Origin of the sequence: Limnoraphis robusta BA-68 BA1, assembly GCF_034932365.1 — a bacterium.
Taxonomy (GTDB): domain Bacteria; phylum Cyanobacteriota; class Cyanobacteriia; order Cyanobacteriales; family Microcoleaceae; genus Capilliphycus; species Capilliphycus robustus.
On record NZ_JAYGHR010000034.1, the window covers coordinates 1 to 20,209 of the forward strand.

A 20,209-nucleotide genomic window follows, 5' to 3' on the forward strand; every position below is an offset into this window, starting at 1 on the left:
GTTATCTCACCTGAAAACCTTACTATGCTTTACTTCTACACTTATGAGATAACTGAGATAACCTAAATAAGATTTTATATAGTAAATTACTACTGTTCTTTACTCTTGATTCAGATGTGAAGTTAGGCAGTCACTCAAAAATGGAGTGAATTCTGTCATCACTCCAAATTCACTCCAAACTCACTCCAGAGTAGTTCAGTTGTATTGTCTGAAAGTGGCTTTAATTAAAGCTAGCGGTCAGATTTAAACCCATAACCTCTCGTCTCATGGACGGCGAGGAATTAGTCGATTTATGTTGGGTTCAGTCACCGAACGAGTGATTCGCTTTGCTCAATGTCCGGTGTTAGTTTTGCGTTAAATGTAACAATTTTAACAGTATTCCATCATTTTTTGTTGAGGTCGAATTTCTAAAATTTAACCCAAGCTAAACCTTTCGTTAACCTAAAAGGTGTAGGGTAAGGTGTAAGCATTCAACAGGGTCTTATCGTGACGATCTCGAACCTTGCTGTACTTCCTTCTAGTCAAACTTTTAGTCAAAAATCCCGTGATTTTTGCAGACGTGATTTGATTCCGCTTTGGCCAGAAGCACTCTGGAAAATTGAAGCAGGAATCGTCCGAACCGTCACTTGGAGTGAAGAAGGAAACCAAATTAGTCTAGGATATTGGGGTGTCGGAGATGTGATTGGTCAACCTTTATCACGACTCGACCCTTTTCAAGTCGAATGTTTGACTCCAGTAACCGTGAGTTTGATTCCTCCACCACAATGGTCAGAGGAGTTAGAATCGATCCTATCTCATGTTAAACAGGCGCAGGAACTTCATAGCATTGTTCAGACTCAAAGTACCGATTTGCGCTTGTTAAATTTCCTCAATTGGTTAGCGAAAAAGTTTGGTAATCCCACTGAATTAGGACTGTTAATTGATGTTCGTTTAACTCACTTAGAAATCGCTGATGTGATTGGAATAACTCGAGTGAGTGTAACTCGGATGATGCAGAGATTAGAACAACGTGGCATTATCTTACGCCCTCGTCGTCATTGTATTATCTTGAAGTCAGCTCTGTAAATCTCTCCTCTAGAATCCCATCAAAATTAGGTAGAGTGTATGAAGCTTTTTACAATCTTTTTAACTCTTCAAACGCAGGCATTTTTCACCTTTAGATCATTTTAACTCAACCTATTTTTGATGCTCTTTTTCTTGATGATATGATCAGGATACTAACAGAGTATCTATTTTTGTGAATAATCTGTTAACAGACTGCGGTAACTGAGCAAACTGTTTTGATGTCTAGGCAGTTCATTTTTCTTTCATCTTCTCCGATTATATAGTATCATATTTAATCGAGATCAGCATGATTAACAGGGGAAGGGGTAAATTTGTATCAGTTGCTATTGCACTAAATTGGGTTATCCCAAATCAAAGTCTCTCCAAACCCTGATCAAACTGATTTCATTAGACTGCATAACTTTCCATTGTTAAAGACTCAAGTCCACTCCTATTGTTTGAATAACGTTTATTCTGGCATTTTTTCTTGTAAAAATGAAGTGATTTTGAAACCCTTCAATTTATTCAGAATATTTTAGTCAGCAATTACTCAAACAATGGAATGAAATCTTGAGTTTAAATTGAAGTTCAATTCATTCGGTTCGTGAGGGGAATTAATCATCGTGAGATTTGCTACATTTAACGCTTCTCTTAATCGAGATACAGCAGGTCAACTGATCACTGATCTGACCACACAAAATAATCCGCAAGCCCAAGATATCGCCGAGATTATTCAACAAGTTAATCCCGATGTCTTACTGATTAATGAGTTTGACTATAACGCAGAGAATCCTGAACAAGCCATTAATTTTTTCCGAGATAACTACTTAGAAATTGGTCAAAATGGGGCGACTCCTGTTGAATATGAATATGTTTATGTCGCCCCTTCTAATACGGGAGTTGCATCAGAATTTGACCTCGATAATAATGGCGCAACTGTTACCACTCCTGGCGCAGATGGCTATGGGAATGATGCTTTAGGGTTTGGAAATTTTCCCGGTCAATTTGGGATGGTTTTGTTATCAAAATATCCCATTAATACAGAAAATGTTCGGACGTTTCAAAACTTCCTCTGGAAAGATATGCCAGAGAATTTATTACCTGATGATCCCGCAACACCCGAACCAAACGACAAATGGTATTCCGCAGAAGAATTAGCCGAATTACCCCTATCTTCAAAAAGTCATTGGGATGTTCCCATAGAAGTTGATGGAGAAATAATTCATGTCCTCGTTTCTCATCCCACACCCCCAACTTTTGACGGAGAAGAAGACCGAAACGGACGCCGTAACCATGATGAAATTCGCTTTTGGTCAGACTATGTAACTCCAGGCGCAGGAGATTATATTTATGATGACGATGACGAAGCCCCAACAGGCGGACTAACAGAAGGTTCAGCCTTTGTGATTATGGGCGATCAAAACGCAGATCCGTTGGATGGCGATAGCACCAACGATGCCATTTTACAACTAATCGACAACCAGAATATTCAAGGTTCTGCAACTGATATCAATATTACCCCAGATAGCAACGGAGGCGTTGTTGCTGCAACAGATCAAGCAGGGGCTAACGTTGGACAACAGGGAAACCCCGCTTTTGATACCGCAGACTTCGGCTTTGATCCGAACAACCCTACTGTTGATGCAGCCCCAGGAAACCTACGAGTAGACTATGTACTCCCCTCAACAAACCTACAAATTGACGATGTAGGAGTCTTCTGGCCAGCCCCCGGTACACCCGGATCAGAGTTAGTAGCAGCTTCCGATCATCGTTTAGTTTTCGCGGATCTCGCCTTTGAAGAAGAAAGCGCCTTCACCCTACAAATTCTGCACACCTCCGACCAAGAAGCAGGAATTCCAGCCCTCAACGATGCTCCCGGCTTATCGGCTGTAATGAACGCCCTAGAGGATGATTTTGAGAATACCATCAAACTCAGTTCCGGTGACTTATATATTTCAGGGCCGTTTTTTGATGCGAGTCGGGACATCTACGACACAACAGAAGACGGCGAACCCGAACCCGCAGGTCAACCCGGTATAGCCGATATCCTCATTCAAAATGAGTTAGGATGGGATGCTGCGGCCGTTGGAAACCACGAATTTGACGCCGGGGATAGCACATTCTTCAGTTTACTCGCCCCGAACCCCAATTGGGTTAATGGCACTGGTCAAGGCATTGGTGAAGGCGGTTATCCGGGTGCAAGTTTCCCTTATCTAGCCACGAACCTAGATTATACCAATGCTACGCTTCCAGAAGGATTAACTGTCGTTGATAGTGGATTACCCGCCCAACCCAATAGTCTCACAGGTAGCGTTGTCGTTGATGTCAACGGTGAACAGGTCGGTGTCCTGGGTGTGGTTACGCCTTATCTACCTGCGATCGCCAATATTGGCGGGGTTGAGATGGAAACAGGTGATGGCATCTCGGCGGGTACTCCCATTGACCAACAAGTTGCTGCTTTAGTTGCCAATCTCCAACCGGAAGTCCAGTTACTCACCGATGCTGGGATTAATAAAATTATCCTGATGACTCACCTTCAGGAAGCCGAGATCGAACAAGCACTCGCTGAAGCCTTAGATAGCCAAAATATTCCCATTGATGTGATGATTGGGGGCGGATCGCATCGGGTGATGACGACGGATGAGACAGGCGTTCCTCCGTTGCGAGAAGACGAGACTCAGCAAAATACACCAGGATTAATCTTACAACCCTATCCTCAAATTTACAACAGTGATGAGGATGAAGATCAAGTTTTCTACATTAATACAGGTGCAAACTATCGTTATCTCAGTCGGCTTGTTACCAACTTTGATGAAAATGGTGTTGTTACTTCCATCAGCGAAGAAGAAAGTGGAACTTTTGCAACTGATATTGCTGGAGTTAATCGTCTTTACGAAGAAGAGATTACCACAGTCGAGCAGGTAAAAGCTGTTGCCGATCCAGAATTGGTTTCAATTGTTGATGGAGTGGGTGAGTTCGTTAATAGTCTTGATGCTAATATTTTCGGTCAAACCGAGGTTTTCCTCAACGGAATTCGGGGAGATGTTCGCACCCAAGAAACCAACTTAGGAAACCTCGCATCCGATGCCCAAGACTTCTATGCAGAAGAATATCTCACAGCAGGTCTATTAGGAGAGGCGTTTTCTGATTTTGATGAAATTGACATCTCCTTCAAAAACGGAGGCGGTATCCGCGATATTATCGGCGTTTCCTCGATTGCTGGAGGTGGGGGTGAACTCGTTCAAAAGCCGCCAGCCGCTAACCCCAACGTAGGTAAGGAAGAAGGCGATATTTCCCAGTTAGATCTTTCTAATTCTCTACGGTTTGATAATAGTCTTGTTGTTGGTACTGTTACCGCCGCAGGGTTGTATGAAATTGCCGAACACATGGTCGCCCGTGTGGAAAATGTTGCAGGTCAATTTGGTCAAATTAGTGGCTTTAAATTTAGCTATGATCCGACTGCACAGGGTCGTACCAGTGAACAACCCGGAGAACGAATTCAAAATTTAGCCCTCACCGATGATGACGGTAACGTTAAAGAAATTATCGTTCAAGAGGGTGAATTGGTGGGCGATCCAGAGCGTACCTTTAGCCTGGTGACACTGGAGTTTCTCGCAGGTGGAGGGGATAGTTACCCCAATGTTATTCAAAATCAAGTCCCCCTGAGTACATTGACACAACCGGAGTCTCTCGCTAATGCTGAGTTAGAAGCCGGTCGTGAACAAGACGCTTTAGCCGAGTATCTAGCTGCATTCTTCAATAGTGAAAACGAACAAGATCCTTTCTCTGAACCTGACACTCCCCAGTCAGAAGACGAACGAATTCAAAACTTGGCTGTCCGCGAAGATACGGTACTGAGTGATGATGATGATACCCCACAACCTCAACCTGTAGCTGAAGTCTTAGAAGTTCAAGGACGTTTTGAAACCGGAATCTTTAACGAGTCAGCCAGCGAAATAAACGTTTTTGATACGACCACTCAACGAGTATTTGTCACAAATGATTCTGATTTGACGCTGGATATTATCGACTTCTCCAACCCCGCAGAACCCACACAAGTGAGTAAAATTGACCTTTCTCCCTTTGGCGGAGGAGTCAATGGAATTGCAATCTTTGAAGGATTGATCGCCGTCGCCGTTCAAGCTAACAATGTTCAAGAAAATGGTCAAATTGTCTTCTTCAACACAGACGGAGAAGTAGAAGGCGATCCTGTTGTCGTTGGGCCGTTACCGGATATGGTCACATTTACTCCCGACGGAACAAAAGTCCTGGTGGCGAATGAAGGGGAACCCGACGATGATTATACCGTTGATCCAGAAGGATCTGTGAGTATTATTGACGTTGAAGCCCGCGAAGTCACCACAGCAACGTTTACCGCTTTCAACAGCCAAATTGAACAGTTACGCGAAGCCGGAGTGCGAATTTTTGGGCCAAATGCAACCGTCGCCCAAGATGTAGAACCGGAATTTATCGCTGTTTCTGCCGACTCTAGCACGGCTTATGTTGTGCTACAAGAAAATAATGCGATCGCTGTTGTTGATATCGAAGCGGGTAGCATTAGCGATATTCTCCCTCTCGGTTTCAAAGATCACAGCCAAATTCCCCTAGATGCAAGTGATCGAGACGACGAAATTAATTTCGCCACCTACGCAAACCTGTTTGGGATGTATCAACCCGATAGCATCGCCGCCTATGAGGTGAATGGCGTTACCTATATTGTCACAGCCAATGAAGGCGACAGCCGGGACTATGATGGCTTTAGCGAAGAATCTCGCATCGAAGATCTCACCCTCGATCCCACTGCATTTCCGAATGCAGCCGAATTACAACTTCCCGAAAACTTAGGGCGTTTGGAAGTAACCACAACCCTCGGAGATACAGACAACGATGGCGACTTTGACGAACTTTATGCTTTTGGAGGTCGATCTTTTTCCATTTGGGAACCAACAGAAGAGGGTTTAGAGTTGGTGTTTGATAGTGGTGATCAATTTGAACAGATCATGGCTGACACCTACACCTTCGACTTCTTTAACGTCAGCAACGATGATAATAATTCTGATAGCCGTAGCGACAATAAAGGACCAGAATCAGAAGCGTTAGCGGTTGGTGAAATTAATGGGAAAACCTACGCCTTTATCGGTTTAGAACGGATAGGCGGTGTGATGACTTATGATATTACAAATCCGAGTAAACCCCAGTTTGTTCAATATTTCAATAACCGTGATTTCTCTATCGAATTTGGCGAAAATGAAGACGGAGATCCGGTTCTAACCCCTGAACAACTAACTGCCATTGGCGATCTTGGCCCTGAAGGAATCACGTTTGTCGGAGGCGAAAACCCTCGACTAATTGTTAGTAACGAAGTTAGCGGAACAACAACATCTTATTCGATTACCGCTCAAAATAGCGCCCCTGTTTTAGTCGAAACGCCTGACTTGAGTTTAGGGGAGTTGGAAAACCTCTCAAATTCTGATAACCTTGAGGGTATTTCTATTGCTGAGTTTGTTGGGGAAATTAGCAGCGATACTGATGATGATGATATCGGAATTGCGATCGCAGGCGTTGATAATACAAACGGAACTTGGGAATATTCCATTGATAATGGTACAACTTGGATCAGCATTACGGGTGTTTCCCAAGAGAATGCTTTAGTCTTAAATTCAACGGCTCAAATTCGTTTTATTGCCACCAGTATTACATTTACTGGAACAATTGAACGAGCGATCACATTCTTTGCTTGGGATGGTACTTTTAGCGAAAGTGGAAGTTTTGTAAATGTCACCCAAACAGGTCAAACAACTGCTTTTAGTCAAATCTCCAAAACTGCTAGCTTGACGGTGATCGAACAACAAAATATTCCTCCGGTTGTTGTTGATGAAATTCCTAACCAAACCGCACAGGTAAATATCGGGTTTAGCCTCAATCTTGCAGAGAATTTCCAGGACGAAGATGATGATCCGCTCACTTTTAGCAGTCCTAATTTACCGCGTGGGTTAACGATAGATGAAACAACCGGGTTAATTATCGGAACTCCTATTAATGAAGGAACCTTTAATGTGACTGTTGTCGCCAGTGATGGTGAAGCGGAAATAGAAACGAGTTTTGAGTTAGCAGTCTCACCGTTTGTTATCCCTGTTATTCCACCGTTACCCGATGATGATGATGGAGAAACTCCTGAACCTCCTGTTGATGATGGGGATGATGATGATGGTGATGATGATGGAGAAACTCCTGAACCCCCTGTCGATGACGATGATGATGATGAAACTCCTGAACCCCCTGTCGATGACGATGATGATGATGATGATGATGATGATGGTGATGATGATGGAGAAACTCCTGAACCGCCTGTTCCTCCCGTTGATGTAGACGTTCCGGTTCGTCAACCGAATACGACAACTAACACGATAGAAGGAGATGAAACCGAGAACGAACTATTAGGAACTGCTGAAAATGAAGATCTTTTTGGCTTCCAAGGAAATGATATTCTCGCCGCATTAAATGGGGATGATAATATCTATGGTGGCGGAGAGGATGACCTAATTTTCGCAGGTCAAGGCGATGATAACTGCTACGGCGATGTCGGAAATGACTCGATTTTCGGCGGTATTGGCGGTACAATTCCGGGTGATGACTCGAGCGATATTGACTACATCGAAGGTGGAGATGGAAATGATATTATCTTCGGAAATAAAGACGCAGATACTCTCATCGGAGATGGGGGAGATGATATTATTTTCGCCGGAAAAGATGATGATCTCGTGAGTGGGGGTGAGGGGAATGACTTCATCACAGGGGATGAGGGAAATGATACCCTTTTAGGTGGTAATGGACGCGATCGCTTCTTATTTGTTGAAGGTGCAGGAACAGACTTGATCGCTGACTATGAAAATGGTCAAGATCTATTTGTTTTGGGTGAAGGTTTAACCTTTGACCAACTGACAATTATTCAAGTTTCAGGTCTGACGCAAATTCAAGTTAGCAGTACCGATGAAGTTCTCGCAACTTTACCGGGTATTGCGGTGGGTGATATCGGTGAAGAAGATTTTACCTTATTTGAACCCATTGAAACGCCCTTAGACTCCTAAATTTCAAAACCCGGTTTCTTAATTTTAAAACCCCGGTTTCCTCAATTTTAAAACCCCGGTTTCCTCAATTTTAAAAACCCGGTTTCTTAAAGAAACCGGGTTTTTGGAGAAGGTTTTTGGAGAAACCGGGTTTTTGGGTGTCAAGTTAAGATATAATGCCATAGTCTATCTTCTGTGATCATGCAAATCGCTCTGTTTGGCACTAGCGCCGATCCCCCAACCGCAGGTCATAAAAACATTTTGCGCTGGCTATCTCAACAGTTTGATCAAGTTGTGGTCTGGGCTTCTGACAACCCGTTTAAGTCTCACCAGACGCCGATAGAACATCGCACAACCATGCTGAAAATTCTCATTGAAGATATTTCTCCTCACCATAACATCGCCCTTCACCAAGAACTCAGCAGTCGTCGTACCCTGGAAACGGTACAAGGTGTTAAACAATACTGGCCAGAAGCTGAGTTACATTTAGTCGTGGGTTCCGATTTAATTGGCCAGATGCCCAATTGGTATAAAATAGAAGGATTATTGAGTCAAGTTAACCTGTTAGTTGTCCCTCGACCCGGTTATCAACTTGAGGAGGAGAAGATCAAAGCACTCCAACAACTCGGGGGAAATGTGGCGATCGCTTCGATCACAGGCTTACCTGTTTCTTCGTCAAACTATCGCAAAAAAGGAGATCCCGAAACGTTAACTCCTGCAATTCAAGCCTATATCGAACACAATCATTTGTATCAGTCTCCCCAATAAGATTTCAAACAACCCCAGTTCACCCAGTTCTAGGGTACAGTTAAAATTGACATCAGGGATTCTTAATTGTTGAAAATTCAGTAACTTAAACAGCTAGATGGCCGGACGCAGCCAAAAAAAAACTACCCCTCATCCTCTAGAAGACTTCAAAGTTGGAGTCGATAACATTATTTTTTCTGTCGATACCACTCAAAACCGTCTGTTGGTCTTATTGGTAATGCGACAAGAAGACCCCTTTCGCGATCGCTGGAGTCTACCGGGAACCCTAGTCCGCCAAGGAGAATCTTTAGAAGATGCTGCCTATCGGATTTTATCGGAGAAAATTCGCGTTAATAATCTATACTTAGAACAATTGTATACCTTTGGCGGACCTGATCGTGATCCCCGTGAAAGTCCTAATAGTTATCATGTTCGTTATTTATCTGTGAGTTACTTTGCTTTAGTTCGGTTTGAAGAAGCAGAATTAATTGCAGATGGAGTAACAGGAATTGCTTGGTATCCTCTCGAACAAGTTCCTCAACTGGCTTTTGATCATAATCACATTTTGAAATACGGTTATCAACGTCTACGCAATAAACTTGAATATAGTCCCGTTGCTTTTGATGTACTCCCCGAATTCTTTACATTAGGAGATTTGTACCAACTTTATACGACTGTTTTAGGTGAAGGCTTTTCTGATTATTCCAACTTTCGCGCCCGTTTACTGAAATTAGGATTTCTCTGCGATACGGGGAAAAAAACATCACGAGGGGCGGGAAGACCCGCAAGTTTATATCGGTTTGATGCGGAAGCATTTGCACCGTTTAAAGATAAACCGTTAGTCTTTGTTTAGAATAGGATTTGTTTCATCCTGAAGCCTGAAAATCAATGATTTGAGAGTAGAAAATCCCCTGAACAATCCTATAAAAATTATTAACCCAAACACAATTAGCTTTTGGGTTTGGGTTGTTCTTCAATGGTCGTTACTCTTTTGCGATTCACTTCTTGCCATTCTTCTTTGGGTTTCTGTGGGGGTTTGCCTTTTCCTTCCTCACTCCAAATCAAATAAAGAGCAATTCCTAGAAAAATAACGATAATTTCCATTGTGCCACTATCTCCTATTTTAATCAAGCACATGAATGTGTAAGGCGAATAGAATGACCTTCTCCCCTAGACATAGGCTGTCCTTCAGTAAAGGGGCGTCAATCTAATCGTTTTATGGTAAATGTTGGGTATTCTACAGATTGATCTGCATGAACTTCCGGAAAAAATCAAGAAGTTTTGTGACATCCCCAAATAATTCCTTACAGGCTACTACAACTCCCCCGTCAATGACACTCTATCCCGGAGAATATCTTTAATGATTTCTTCCTAGAGTATCCCCCAATCGTTAAAGTCTGAAATAGAGTTAGCTTAATTCCCCTAAATGACACTGCTGTTAACATCATATCTCAATTTTTTAGAATGCCTAGTTGTCCGTAAAAATGCTGAAATGGGCCATTGTAGCCTTAGTGAACTCGCCTAACCTCCGTCACAACCTAGATAGAGGGGAAGACTGAAATGAGGTATCAAATACCGGATGGAAGTTCAACCCTATCTCACTCTTTATAAGTTGATTTTTGCAGCAATTTAACACCCAATAATCAATAGGTGATTATGTCTATTTTTAGAGGAAGTCGAGTATACACCCTGACTTTTATAGCAGGTCGCGCTGGTTTGTTTACAAGGGTCAAGCCTTGAATGTTACCACCAAGACACAAAGACACAAAGAATTTGTAAAGATTAACCTGCTCATTGCTATAATAAATTTTTGCAACAAAATATTTTTACTCCAATCAAAACTCAAGTTATAGCAGTTTTGAATTGAATCAGGTACAGTGAGGATTAAAAACCCGGTAACTTTTACGCGCACCGGGTTTTTGGGGTATACAGTTATGGCGATCGCACACAAGACTTAAATCCTGTAGGGGAACCCTTGAAGGGCGCCCTCCAATCAAAAACTTTTTAAGGGGGGAAATTAGCCCTAAATCAAGGCTTAATGATGATGGTGATGATCACCATGACTGTGATCATGATGATGATGATGATCGCCGTGACTGTGACTGTGAACTTCTTTTGCTTGAACCGACGCCAACTGTAGATTAACCGCTAAAGCTGTTTCATTTAATAAGGCTTCAATCTGCGGATTTGCCCATTCTGCTGCCATTTTCATAAACTCAGGATGATCGTTAGCACAAGGCATTTGTACATAGGTAATCTCGGGATGTTTACGTCGCAATGATTCGATAATATGTTCGACATCTAACAGCGTTTCATGGTTTTCTGTGGCAAATCCAATCGGCATAAAGACAATGGATGTCGCCCCTAATTCAATCAGGTTTTGGGCAGCTAATTTAACGTTGGGTTGCGTCCACTCAATTAACGGTGTGTCATGGTTTAACCAACCAATGGAAATCAACGGATAACGATGAATTAAACGTTCCCGAATCAGTTCATACATCGCTTGACTTTCATCAATTCCTGATGTGAATCCTTTGGCTTTGTGAGGACAGCCATGATTCATTAAAATAATAGCTGTTTGGGAGGGTAAATGGGCAACGGCTAACTCTTTTTGAATCTTTTCTTCGACCATTCCCGCCATTAAATCTAAATAGGCAGGTTCGTTATAAAACGATGGAATATAACGTTGACCTTTCACCCAATGTTCGCTACCATCTGCTAAGTTTGTTAAGGCTTTATTCACCTGTTCGACAGCGATTCCACTGGTAAAAATTGAATCAACGACTAACAACGGATAGATGAGAATTTTATCAAATCCTTCTGCTTTGATCTGGGCTAAAACCTGTTCAGGGAGGAAAGGCGCACAGAAGTTATAGGCTTTGAAAACTTTGACTTTATCGCCCCATTTGTGTTGAAGTTCATGTTCAATTCCCGCCCGTTGCTGTTCAAAAATCGCATTGTGAGGGGAGATGAAATTACCATGTTGATGACTCCATTCATGCAAGTCAAACACGGCTAATAGTTTGGCTAAAGGCGGATAAATCCAAGTCGGAACCGGGGCAAATTTTGCGGTTAACAAGTTTAACGCTTGTTCGTTATAATTGGCAAAATCTTCATAACTTTCAACTTCACCATATCCCATCAATAAGACAGCGACTCGATCTTGAGGCGTTTGACTCTCGGATACAGAAAGATTTTCTTGGGTTCTTTCGGGAGTTGCGACCACTTTGTTATCCTCAAAAATAGTTGTTATTTACAGGTGGGAGTGTCTGGGACTTCTCAATCCTTTTCACTCGCCTTTCTAGCTTAACATCCCCCTCGGGGGGATAACTCGATCTACAGTATAAAAGAAGTTGAACCGAATTTGGGTTATGGCGGTTGTCATTATTGCTGGTATTCACGATCAGACGTTAACAAAATCCTTTGTCAGTCAGCTTTTCAGCGATAGTTTGAGTCGTTGTCAGTCGGGGAATTTGTTGATTTTTCCGACCCAAGATTACCCGGCTTATTCGGGACTTGACATTTTTAGCTATTTATGCAGTCAATCTCAAGCGATTTCTAACCAGAGTTTTGAGGCCAATTCAGTTAAATTACCGCTAGTCTTCATTTGTTTTAGTGCGGGGGTTGTGGGTGCGATCGCGGCGGCTTGGATGTGGCAGGCGGCGGGGGGTGAAGTCAAAGCCTTGATCGCCTTAGACGGTTGGGGGATGCCTCTAGGGGGGAATTTTCCCGTTTATCGCATCAGCCATGATCATTTTACCCATTGGAGTTCAGGGTTGTTAGGCGCCGGAGTTGAAAGCTTTTATGCTGATCCACCTGTGGAACATTTACACCTGTGGAGTTCCCCAGAAGCAACTAGAGGATGGTGGCTGCATCAAACTTCAACGGGCGTTAATACCGCATCTCCAACAACTGCAAAAACTGTTTTATCTTATTGGTTAAAGATTCACGGAGAAGATTAGATGGAACCGACACCAAAACCGAGGGTAAAAATTTGTTGTATTAGTCGTGTTGTCGAAGCAAAAATGGCTGTGAAAGCGGGGGCATCGGCGTTAGGATTAGTTTCAGCAATGCCGTCTGGGCCTGGGGTAATTTCTGAGGAATTAATCGCGGAAATTGCAACAATAATCCCGCCAGGAGTGGCTTCATTTCTGTTAACCAGTCAACAGGATACGCTATCGATTATTAATCAGCAAAAACGCTGTCGGGTGAATACCATTCAACTTTGTGATTCTCTTTCAATTGAGAGTTATCCAATATTACGAGAAGCCATGCCCGGAGTGGCATTGGTACAGGTGATTCATGTAACCGGAGAAGCGTCTATTGAGGAGGCGGTGAGGGTTGCGCCGCAAGTTAACGCAATTTTACTCGATTCGGGGAACCCAACGTTAAGCGTCAAACAGTTGGGGGGAACGGGACGGGTGCATGATTGGCAGATTAGCCGGAAAATTCGGGAATTGGTGAATGTTCCTGTATTTTTAGCTGGGGGGTTGAATGCTGATAATGTGTCAGCAGCAGTTCAAACGGTGGCACCCTTTGGGCTGGATGTGTGTAATGGTGTCAGAACAGAGGGTCAATTAGATGAGCATAAACTGGCTCAGTTTTTTAGTCAAATTTAAAAATTGCTAGAAATCTTAGAGGTATAGCAGTCGAAGCCTTTGATTAGGACAGTGTTTTTCTGTCAAATCCTTTTATGATAAAGGTTTCAATTCTGTCTCCTGTCTCCTGTCTCCTGACTTCTGCTATATATTATACTTTAGAGAAAAAACTTAAACAAGTTAGACGGGTGGACTCAAATGCAGTTAGATCTAAAAAGTTCCTATATTGATATCAACGGTGTTCAACATTATTATGAATGGATCAAAACGCCGAGTCAGGAACAGAGAAAGCCTGTGATGGTGTTTCTGCATGGGTGGGGCGGTTCGGGTCGCTATTGGACAAGTACAGCCCAAGCGTTATCGGATGAATTTGATTGTTTGATTTATGATTTACGCGGTTTTGGTCGTTCAAAAGCACGGGGAATTGAGGAGTTGGATTTTCCGCCTTTGAGTTATGAATTAGTCGATTATGCTCACGAACTTAAGGGGTTATTGGATGCACTCAGTTTAGACAAAGTTTATTTGAATGCTCACTCAATGGGCGGATCAATTGCGGCTTTATTTCTCAATCTTTATCCCGAACGAGTCGAACGAGCGATTTTAACCTGTAGCGGGATTTTTGAATATGATGAAAAGACATTTACCACGTTTCATAAGTTTAGTCGATATGTGGTTTTATTTCGACCCAAATGGTTAGCTAAGATTCCGTTTGTTGATAAAGTTTTTATGGCGCGATTTTTACGTCGTTCTTTACCGACACCCATCAGTCAAGCTTTTTTAGAAGATTTTTTGCTAGCAGATTTTGACGCGGCTTATGGTACGGTGTTGACGTCGGTGAGTAAAGAGGCGACCGAGTGGCTTCCTCAACAATTTGCACAGTTTACCGTACCGACGTTATTAGTAGCTGGAGAATATGATCAGATTATTCCCGCAGAAATGGGACGACAAGCGGCGGCATTGAATGATCAGATTGAACTTGCTATCTTAGAAAATACAGCGCATTTTCCCATGTTGGAAGATGCACCAACATACCTCGAACGGGTGCGGGAGTTTCTCAACCGATAACAGCGTAAAATACAACTTAGATTCGATTTTCGTCAGTCTCTCCGAGCTTAATTTACTCAATTGCACCCCGAAATTTAGGCGGATCATTATAAGTCCGCGAAGAGGTAAAAATCTGATGACAATTCCTCCTTATCTTTATCCCCTCGCCGCTCCGCTTTTAATTCCGGTTGCGCGTCAATTAGGTAGACAGTTAATGTCAGTAATGAATGGTGGTCAGCGATCGCCATCTCCTGGCGCAAATCTTTCTTCTGTTCCTGAACAGGTGAAAGAAGATCCTCGCTATGTTGAGGCTTTGGTTAAATATTCCCAGCGCAAAGACAGCCGAATTCAAGAGTTTCATTCGTTAGAAACGATTCAAGAAGAACGTCGCCTACAAATTCGTCAGCAAGAAATTACAGATCGCCGGGAAATTAGTCGTTTACAACGGGAATTGATCCGGGAATTACAAACCAATGAAATTCAACTCAAACTCCATGAACTTGATGCAATTTGGAATCGAGAAAAGTGGTTTTCTAATCTGAGTCGTCAGGAAACAGAAAGAATTTTATTAGAAGGACAAGAACACCATCGATTATTGATGTTTATCGCACCGCCTGATATGAGCGAAGATTGTCCGTTAGCGATGCAAAGACATCTGAAAAAAGATATTGGTAATGGTTTAAGACGGTTTCTCAACCAACATTATCCCCAAACCAGTGATCGGCGTCCGGTAGAGTTTTATGCAGATTATTTTACTCGACCCTTGGGTGATATTGAAGTCCGAAAATTACAGATGGTGTTATCGCCTGTACCGACTTTTATATTATACAGTGATATTAATGATTATGAAGTGCATTTTCATGTCGGATTTTGGGGACTGCAAAATCAAAATGTTTCTCTGATTCCGATTCAACCTTGGAATTGGGAAAAAGCACAGCAAGAACTAGAGGCTAAAGGAGTCAGTCCAGATTTAGCCAGCCGTCAAGTCCGGCAATTAATTGTAACAATTTATCAGATATTAGCGGCTTTTTTAGTCGATTGGTATTATCTGAGTATTGACCCCAATTATCAACCCCATTTGTTTAAATTAACTTCGGAATTTCCGAGAATCTGGATTAAACCTTATGTGGCAGTTCTCAAAGATTTACAACAGCAAAGACGACAAGTTTATCGTCAAGAGTTAGAAATGATCATCAATAAAAACAATGAAAGACAACAGATAAAAACTCAACAAAATCCTCAAAATTGGAATAGTTTTTTGACGTTAACTGCACATTCAGATGTTATTAATGTGATTGCGGTGAGTTCAGATGGTCAGTTGATTGCCAGTGGCGGTTGGGATCATAAAATTAAGATTTGGTCAGTACAAACCGGACAACAGATCCGAACGTTAAAAGGTCATTCTAACTCAATTACAGCATTAACTATTACACCTGATGGTGAATTCCTGGTGAGTGGGAGTGTGGATAGCAAGATTAAAATTTGGTCACTACAAACGGGAGAATTGTTGCAGACTCTTGAGGGTCATTCCTATTCAGTGAGTACGGTAGCAGTCAGTTCAAATTCTCAGTTTATCGTGAGTGGAAGTTGGGATAATACGATTAAAATTTGGTCGCTAGAAACGGGAAAATTGCAGCATACCCTAACTGGACACGCCAATTCTGTTAATGCTATTACGATTGATACTGATGCGGAACTGATTTATACTGGTAGCGTAGATAATACCATCAAAGTTTGGTCGCTAGAAACCGGAAAACTACAGCAGACTTTTGAGCCGTTTCAAACCTATAAAACGGTCGTTATTAGTTCAGATACTCAATTTGGGGTGAGTGGAAGTTGGGATAATACCATTGAGGTTTGGTCACTCAAAAATGAACAATTGATTCATACTCTACCAGGACATGATCAAGATATTTTAGATGTAGCTGTGAGTCCAAATTCTAAGTTAATTGCCAGTAGTAGTTCTGATCAAACCATTAAGATTTGGTCGCTGGAAACGGGATATTTACTTCGCACGTTAACAGGTCATTTTAATAGCGTTAGTACAGTGAATTTTAGCCCGGATGGATTGTTTTTAGTGAGTGGGAGTAGCAATGGGATGATTATGATTTGGCGATGTCACTAAATAAATTGATTGGAAAATGACCATAGGTACCGTTAACTCCGGTTTCGTCGCTGGATTGACAAGAAACCAGTACACCCCGATACTGTTGAGTGTAGGGACTCGCATAGTAAGATTGACTACGACCATTAAATTTGAGATAAACTGAACCTTCTATTGCTTCTATTGCGTTGCGATTTAGGGTAATATTATGATAATCTAATCCTTGCAAATACTGTTCGAGTGCGTTCCAGGCTGCATCCAAAGAATCGGCACATATTCCGAGCATTTGATATTCTGAATTTTGGACTAAAACGTGCAGTGCTTCACAAATGCTCGCGCGATTTTCAATCGGATTAACAGATTGAATGTCTGCACAGGTAAAGGCTTCTAGGATTTTTTGAGCCGTTTCTATTGAAAGGTTCGCAGGTTGTGAAGAAGACATATAAGTTTTAGATTTTACCCCATTTTAAAGGATTGAGGTAGTCAGTTCAAGAGCTAAGTTGTAATTAAAGCTTGATGTTGAAGCGGAGGAGATCTTTAACCATACCCATCAATAAATCTATAGGGCGGTTGCTGGCCGCCCTAAGTCCTGTGGGGTTCAAGCAAGAGTCAATTCTCCTGAACGCTCGACAGGGTTAGAAAAGAAGGAGACTGAGCTTGTCTCATTCCACGTTCGAGGTGATTCCGAGTCAGGGCTTTGTTCGAGTTCGCCTTTGAACACCAACATTGAGTCTGTTGAACGTACTGTCATTTCACCTTGAGACAGGGCGACTCGCCATTGACGACCGGTTTTCCAAGCATGGAATTTAACGGCATTCCAACGGGGATTCACCGGATATCCGGCAAATCCAGAACGCAATGCGGGAATGCAAGCATCATCGAAGCCTGTCAGTACCAACACGCTTTCGGTTAGTTGAACTGTCTTGAATTTGTTTGGCTGTTGCTTCAACACAGACGTCACCTCCTTTAAGTTTTGTATCGAGTTGATTTAATATAAGTGTAGCCTTGTGATGTAGAAGTTACCAGCGAGATTATACTGAAAAAGCAGAGACTTTCTATACTGTCTCTACCGAAAAAATGTCAGTGTTATCCGGAATTTTCGTGCAAATTGCTACGCACTAGCGTGGGTGATTTCTTTCCAGCGTTGATGCCACAGTTCCATAACGGTCTTACTTTCCGGTAAGTCCTCAAACTGCTGGGTTTGCACTTTGATTTCCGGTGCTAGCCCTTCTAAGGATTCAACACTACCACAGTAGCGTAGAACTTGCCGCCATCCTTCTTGCCATTGTAGACAGGCTTGCTGACGTTCTCGCAAGGGTTTGAGCCGTTCTTCATCTATTTTGAGTTGCTTGGCTTTTTCACCCCATGCTGATCGCCATTGTTCAACGGCGGTAGAATTGTACTGGGAGCCATAGCGTTGGACTTCGCGACTGAAGATTTCTCCGAGTTGGTTGAGGCGATCGCGATCGCGACATTGAGAAATCGCCTCTAACCCTTGTTCTATCCAAAGCGGTAGGCAGCGATAGCTCACGAAGATTGCTCCTGACCCTATTATTTTAACCCAGATTTGGTGTTGCCACATCTCTAAATGTTCAATTTGTCGAGGGGCTATACCGAGCAAAGCTGAGACTTCTAACCAAACTCGCGCCAATGGCCATTTAGCCGGAACAATGATTCCCGCCGTGACTAAGTTCTTAGACATAATAGATTACACCTAGATCCTGGAACTTTTATATTGTCCCGAAGCTTCTATATATAGTGTTTTCGGGGATAGTCTGTTTATCTTAACTCTATATGTAGTATTTCGTCTAGTTCATTCTGAACTGATACTGAAGATATCCCCACTGTAGAGTTTGAGTTAAACAAGTCTTCTATTATAGCAGATAAAACTCATTTTTGCAAAATCTGTTAATCTAGTCTTGACAGTGACCCTCCGGGTTCAGCAGTCGCTAAGATTGCGAACTTCGCTCTCTTGCGAACTTTGCTCTCGGCGGAAACCGCGCCCGCCGCAAGTTCGCGCTCTCGACGGAAACCGCGCCCGTCGCGAGTTCGCGCTCATGGGGGAAACCCCCAAGACCCTCCGGGTTCGCCAGTTTTTACAGTGACCAGTTCTTTTGCTTGTCACCTGTCACCTGTCACCTGTTCACTATCTCCTGACACCCTAATTTGTATCTATGAAACCGAGTCGAATTCATCACGTGGCGATTATTTGCTCTGATTATGAGAAATCCAAAGATTTTTATGTGAATATTTTAGGATTTCCGATTATTGAAGAAACATTTAGAGCGGCGAGAAATTCCTATAAACTGGATTTAAGAGTTGGCGATCGCGATCAAATCGAGTTATTTTCCTTTGAAAATCCACCTGAACGTCCTAACCGTCCAGAAGCTTGCGGTTTGAGACATTTAGCCTTTGAAGTAGAAAATCTAGATGAATCTATTGCTCTACTGCAATCAAAAGGCGTTGAACTCGAACCCATTAGAACCGATGAAATCACCGGAAAACGATTTACATTTTTCAAAGATCCCGATAATTTACCCTTAGAAATCTATGAACATTAATTGTGAGAAATAGGAGGAGTCAGAATGAACCTGACTCCTAAATTGTGCATCTTAAGCTTGAGATTTTAAACGCCGTTTTTTTATACAGTCGCTAACTCAGGAGCTGGACGCTTGCTGTTGCGAATTCCGGCGATCGCTTCAGCATAATCAGACGCTTTAAACACAGCAGAACCTGCTACAATCGCATTAGCACCCGCTTCTAAAACCTGCCAAGTGTTATTAACTTTCAAACCGCCATCTACTTCAATCCAAGGGTCTAAGCCGCGTTCATCGCACATTTGACGCAACTTTTGGATTTTGGATACCATACTGGGAATGAAGCTTTGACCACCAAAACCGGGGTTAACGCTCATAATCAGCACGAGATCACAAAGATCCAAGGTGTACTCAATCAACTCTAAAGGAGTCGAAGGATTAAGAACAACACCCGCTTGCTTACCGAGTTCTTTAATTTGACCTAAAGTGCGGTGGAGGTGGGGAGAGGCGTTATGTTCAGCGTGAACCGAGATAATGTCAGCACCCGCTTTAGCAAAATCCTCAACGTACTTTTCCGGTTCGACAATCATCAAGTGAACATCGAGGGGTTTGCGAGTCACAGGTCGGATTGCTTCTACGATTAACGGACCAATGGTAATATTAGGAACAAAACGACCGTCCATCACATCCACGTGAATCCAATCGGCGCCAGCTTCATCAACTGCTCGAACTTCGTCTCCTAAGCGGCTAAAATCAGCAGATAATATGGATGGAGAGATAACAGTGTGTTTTGGGGACTGGCTCATGGTGTAATATGTTCTCCTACATCTGGGGTTGTATTCAGTGTATCAGAATTTGTTCAGCCGTCCGTACCGCAGCTTAGGAGTTTTGGAAATGCCATCAGGGATCAACTTGTTTTGTCGGAAACACCTATCTCAACCCCAACATTCTTCCGCAAGGGGTCTCCCGTTCACATCCGCAGGATTGACGGGAGGGGAATTGCGGTCAGCGATTAACTGTGTGGCGCAGCTTGATTTTCAACGTAGTTTTTGAGATGTTCAAGAGTAA

15 protein-coding genes and 1 pseudogene are annotated in these 20,209 nt (G+C 42.6%); 10 read left to right on the plus strand and 6 right to left on the minus strand.

Features of this window, described 5'->3' with window-relative positions; all coding sequences use genetic code 11:
• Positions 1-271: 271 nt before the first annotated feature.
• The 5 genes and pseudogenes from VB836_RS12175 to VB836_RS12195 form a co-directional block, all read left to right on the plus strand.
• Positions 272-358 (plus strand): annotated as a pseudogene (locus VB836_RS12175) (universal stress protein); the annotation flags it as partial.
• Between the two features lie 128 nt (positions 359-486).
• A complete protein-coding gene (locus VB836_RS12180; protein ID WP_323219573.1) occupies positions 487-1,065 on the plus strand; it encodes a Crp/Fnr family transcriptional regulator in 579 nt (192 codons plus the stop codon).
• Between the two features lie 602 nt (positions 1,066-1,667).
• Positions 1,668-8,132 (plus strand): choice-of-anchor I family protein, encoded by a 6,465-nt coding sequence (locus VB836_RS12185; RefSeq protein WP_323219574.1) that lies wholly within the window; start codon positions 1,668-1,670, stop codon positions 8,130-8,132.
• Between the two features lie 177 nt (positions 8,133-8,309).
• On the plus strand, positions 8,310-8,879 hold the full coding sequence (locus VB836_RS12190; protein WP_323219580.1) for a nicotinate-nucleotide adenylyltransferase: 570 nt from the start codon (positions 8,310-8,312) through the stop codon (positions 8,877-8,879).
• Between the two features lie 97 nt (positions 8,880-8,976).
• Positions 8,977-9,711, plus strand: coding sequence for an NUDIX hydrolase (locus VB836_RS12195; protein ID WP_046278117.1), 735 nt, complete (start codon positions 8,977-8,979; stop codon positions 9,709-9,711).
• Positions 9,712-9,806: 95 nt separating this feature from the next.
• Here the strand turns inward: VB836_RS12195 and VB836_RS12200 are convergent, their stop codons facing one another.
• Positions 9,807-9,962 (minus strand): hypothetical protein, encoded by a 156-nt coding sequence (locus tag VB836_RS12200; RefSeq protein ID WP_160315360.1) that lies wholly within the window; start codon positions 9,960-9,962, stop codon positions 9,807-9,809.
• 931 nt (positions 9,963-10,893) lie between these two features.
• Entirely contained in the window at positions 10,894-12,084 is a 1,191-nt protein-coding gene (locus tag VB836_RS12205; RefSeq protein ID WP_323219575.1) for a ferrochelatase, read from the minus strand.
• 127 nt (positions 12,085-12,211) lie between these two features.
• On the opposite strand from VB836_RS12205, the gene VB836_RS12210 reads away from it, so the two are divergent.
• From VB836_RS12210 to VB836_RS12225, 4 genes are all read left to right on the plus strand, one after another.
• Entirely contained in the window at positions 12,212-12,820 is a 609-nt protein-coding gene (locus VB836_RS12210) for a hypothetical protein (protein ID WP_323219576.1), read from the plus strand.
• Complete coding sequence (locus VB836_RS12215) at positions 12,821-13,477, plus strand: phosphoribosylanthranilate isomerase (protein ID WP_046279569.1); 657 nt, start codon at positions 12,821-12,823, stop codon at positions 13,475-13,477.
• A 177-nt stretch (positions 13,478-13,654) separates the two neighbouring features.
• Positions 13,655-14,521, plus strand: a complete 867-nt coding sequence (locus VB836_RS12220) for an alpha/beta fold hydrolase (protein WP_046279570.1) — start codon at positions 13,655-13,657, stop codon at positions 14,519-14,521.
• A gap of 115 nt (positions 14,522-14,636) precedes the next feature.
• Positions 14,637-16,625: a WD40 repeat domain-containing protein gene (locus VB836_RS12225; protein ID WP_046279571.1), complete on the plus strand. Its 1,989-nt coding sequence runs from the start codon at positions 14,637-14,639 to the stop codon at positions 16,623-16,625.
• Here the strand turns inward: VB836_RS12225 and VB836_RS12230 are convergent.
• The 3 genes from VB836_RS12230 to VB836_RS12240 form a co-directional block, all read right to left on the minus strand.
• Positions 16,603-17,046, minus strand: coding sequence for a DUF1824 family protein (locus tag VB836_RS12230; RefSeq protein WP_323219577.1), 444 nt, complete (start codon positions 17,044-17,046; stop codon positions 16,603-16,605). The genes VB836_RS12225 and VB836_RS12230 overlap by 23 nt on opposite strands.
• Before the next feature lie 156 nt (positions 17,047-17,202).
• Positions 17,203-17,556 carry a hypothetical protein gene (locus tag VB836_RS12235; protein ID WP_046279573.1) on the minus strand — a complete coding sequence of 118 codons (354 nt, stop codon included), beginning with the start codon at positions 17,554-17,556 and terminating at the stop codon, positions 17,203-17,205.
• 159 nt (positions 17,557-17,715) lie between these two features.
• On the minus strand, positions 17,716-18,306 hold the full coding sequence (locus VB836_RS12240; RefSeq protein WP_323219578.1) for a hypothetical protein: 591 nt from the start codon (positions 18,304-18,306) through the stop codon (positions 17,716-17,718).
• Between the two features lie 472 nt (positions 18,307-18,778).
• Between VB836_RS12240 and gloA2 the strand changes: the two genes are divergently transcribed.
• Complete coding sequence (gene gloA2, locus VB836_RS12245) at positions 18,779-19,165, plus strand: SMU1112c/YaeR family gloxylase I-like metalloprotein (RefSeq protein ID WP_046279575.1); 387 nt, start codon at positions 18,779-18,781, stop codon at positions 19,163-19,165.
• Positions 19,166-19,245: 80 nt separating this feature from the next.
• On the opposite strand, the gene rpe is transcribed toward gloA2, so the two are convergent.
• Positions 19,246-19,947 (minus strand): ribulose-phosphate 3-epimerase, encoded by a 702-nt coding sequence (gene rpe / locus VB836_RS12250; protein ID WP_323219579.1) that lies wholly within the window; start codon positions 19,945-19,947, stop codon positions 19,246-19,248.
• Positions 19,948-20,209 lie beyond the last annotated feature (262 nt).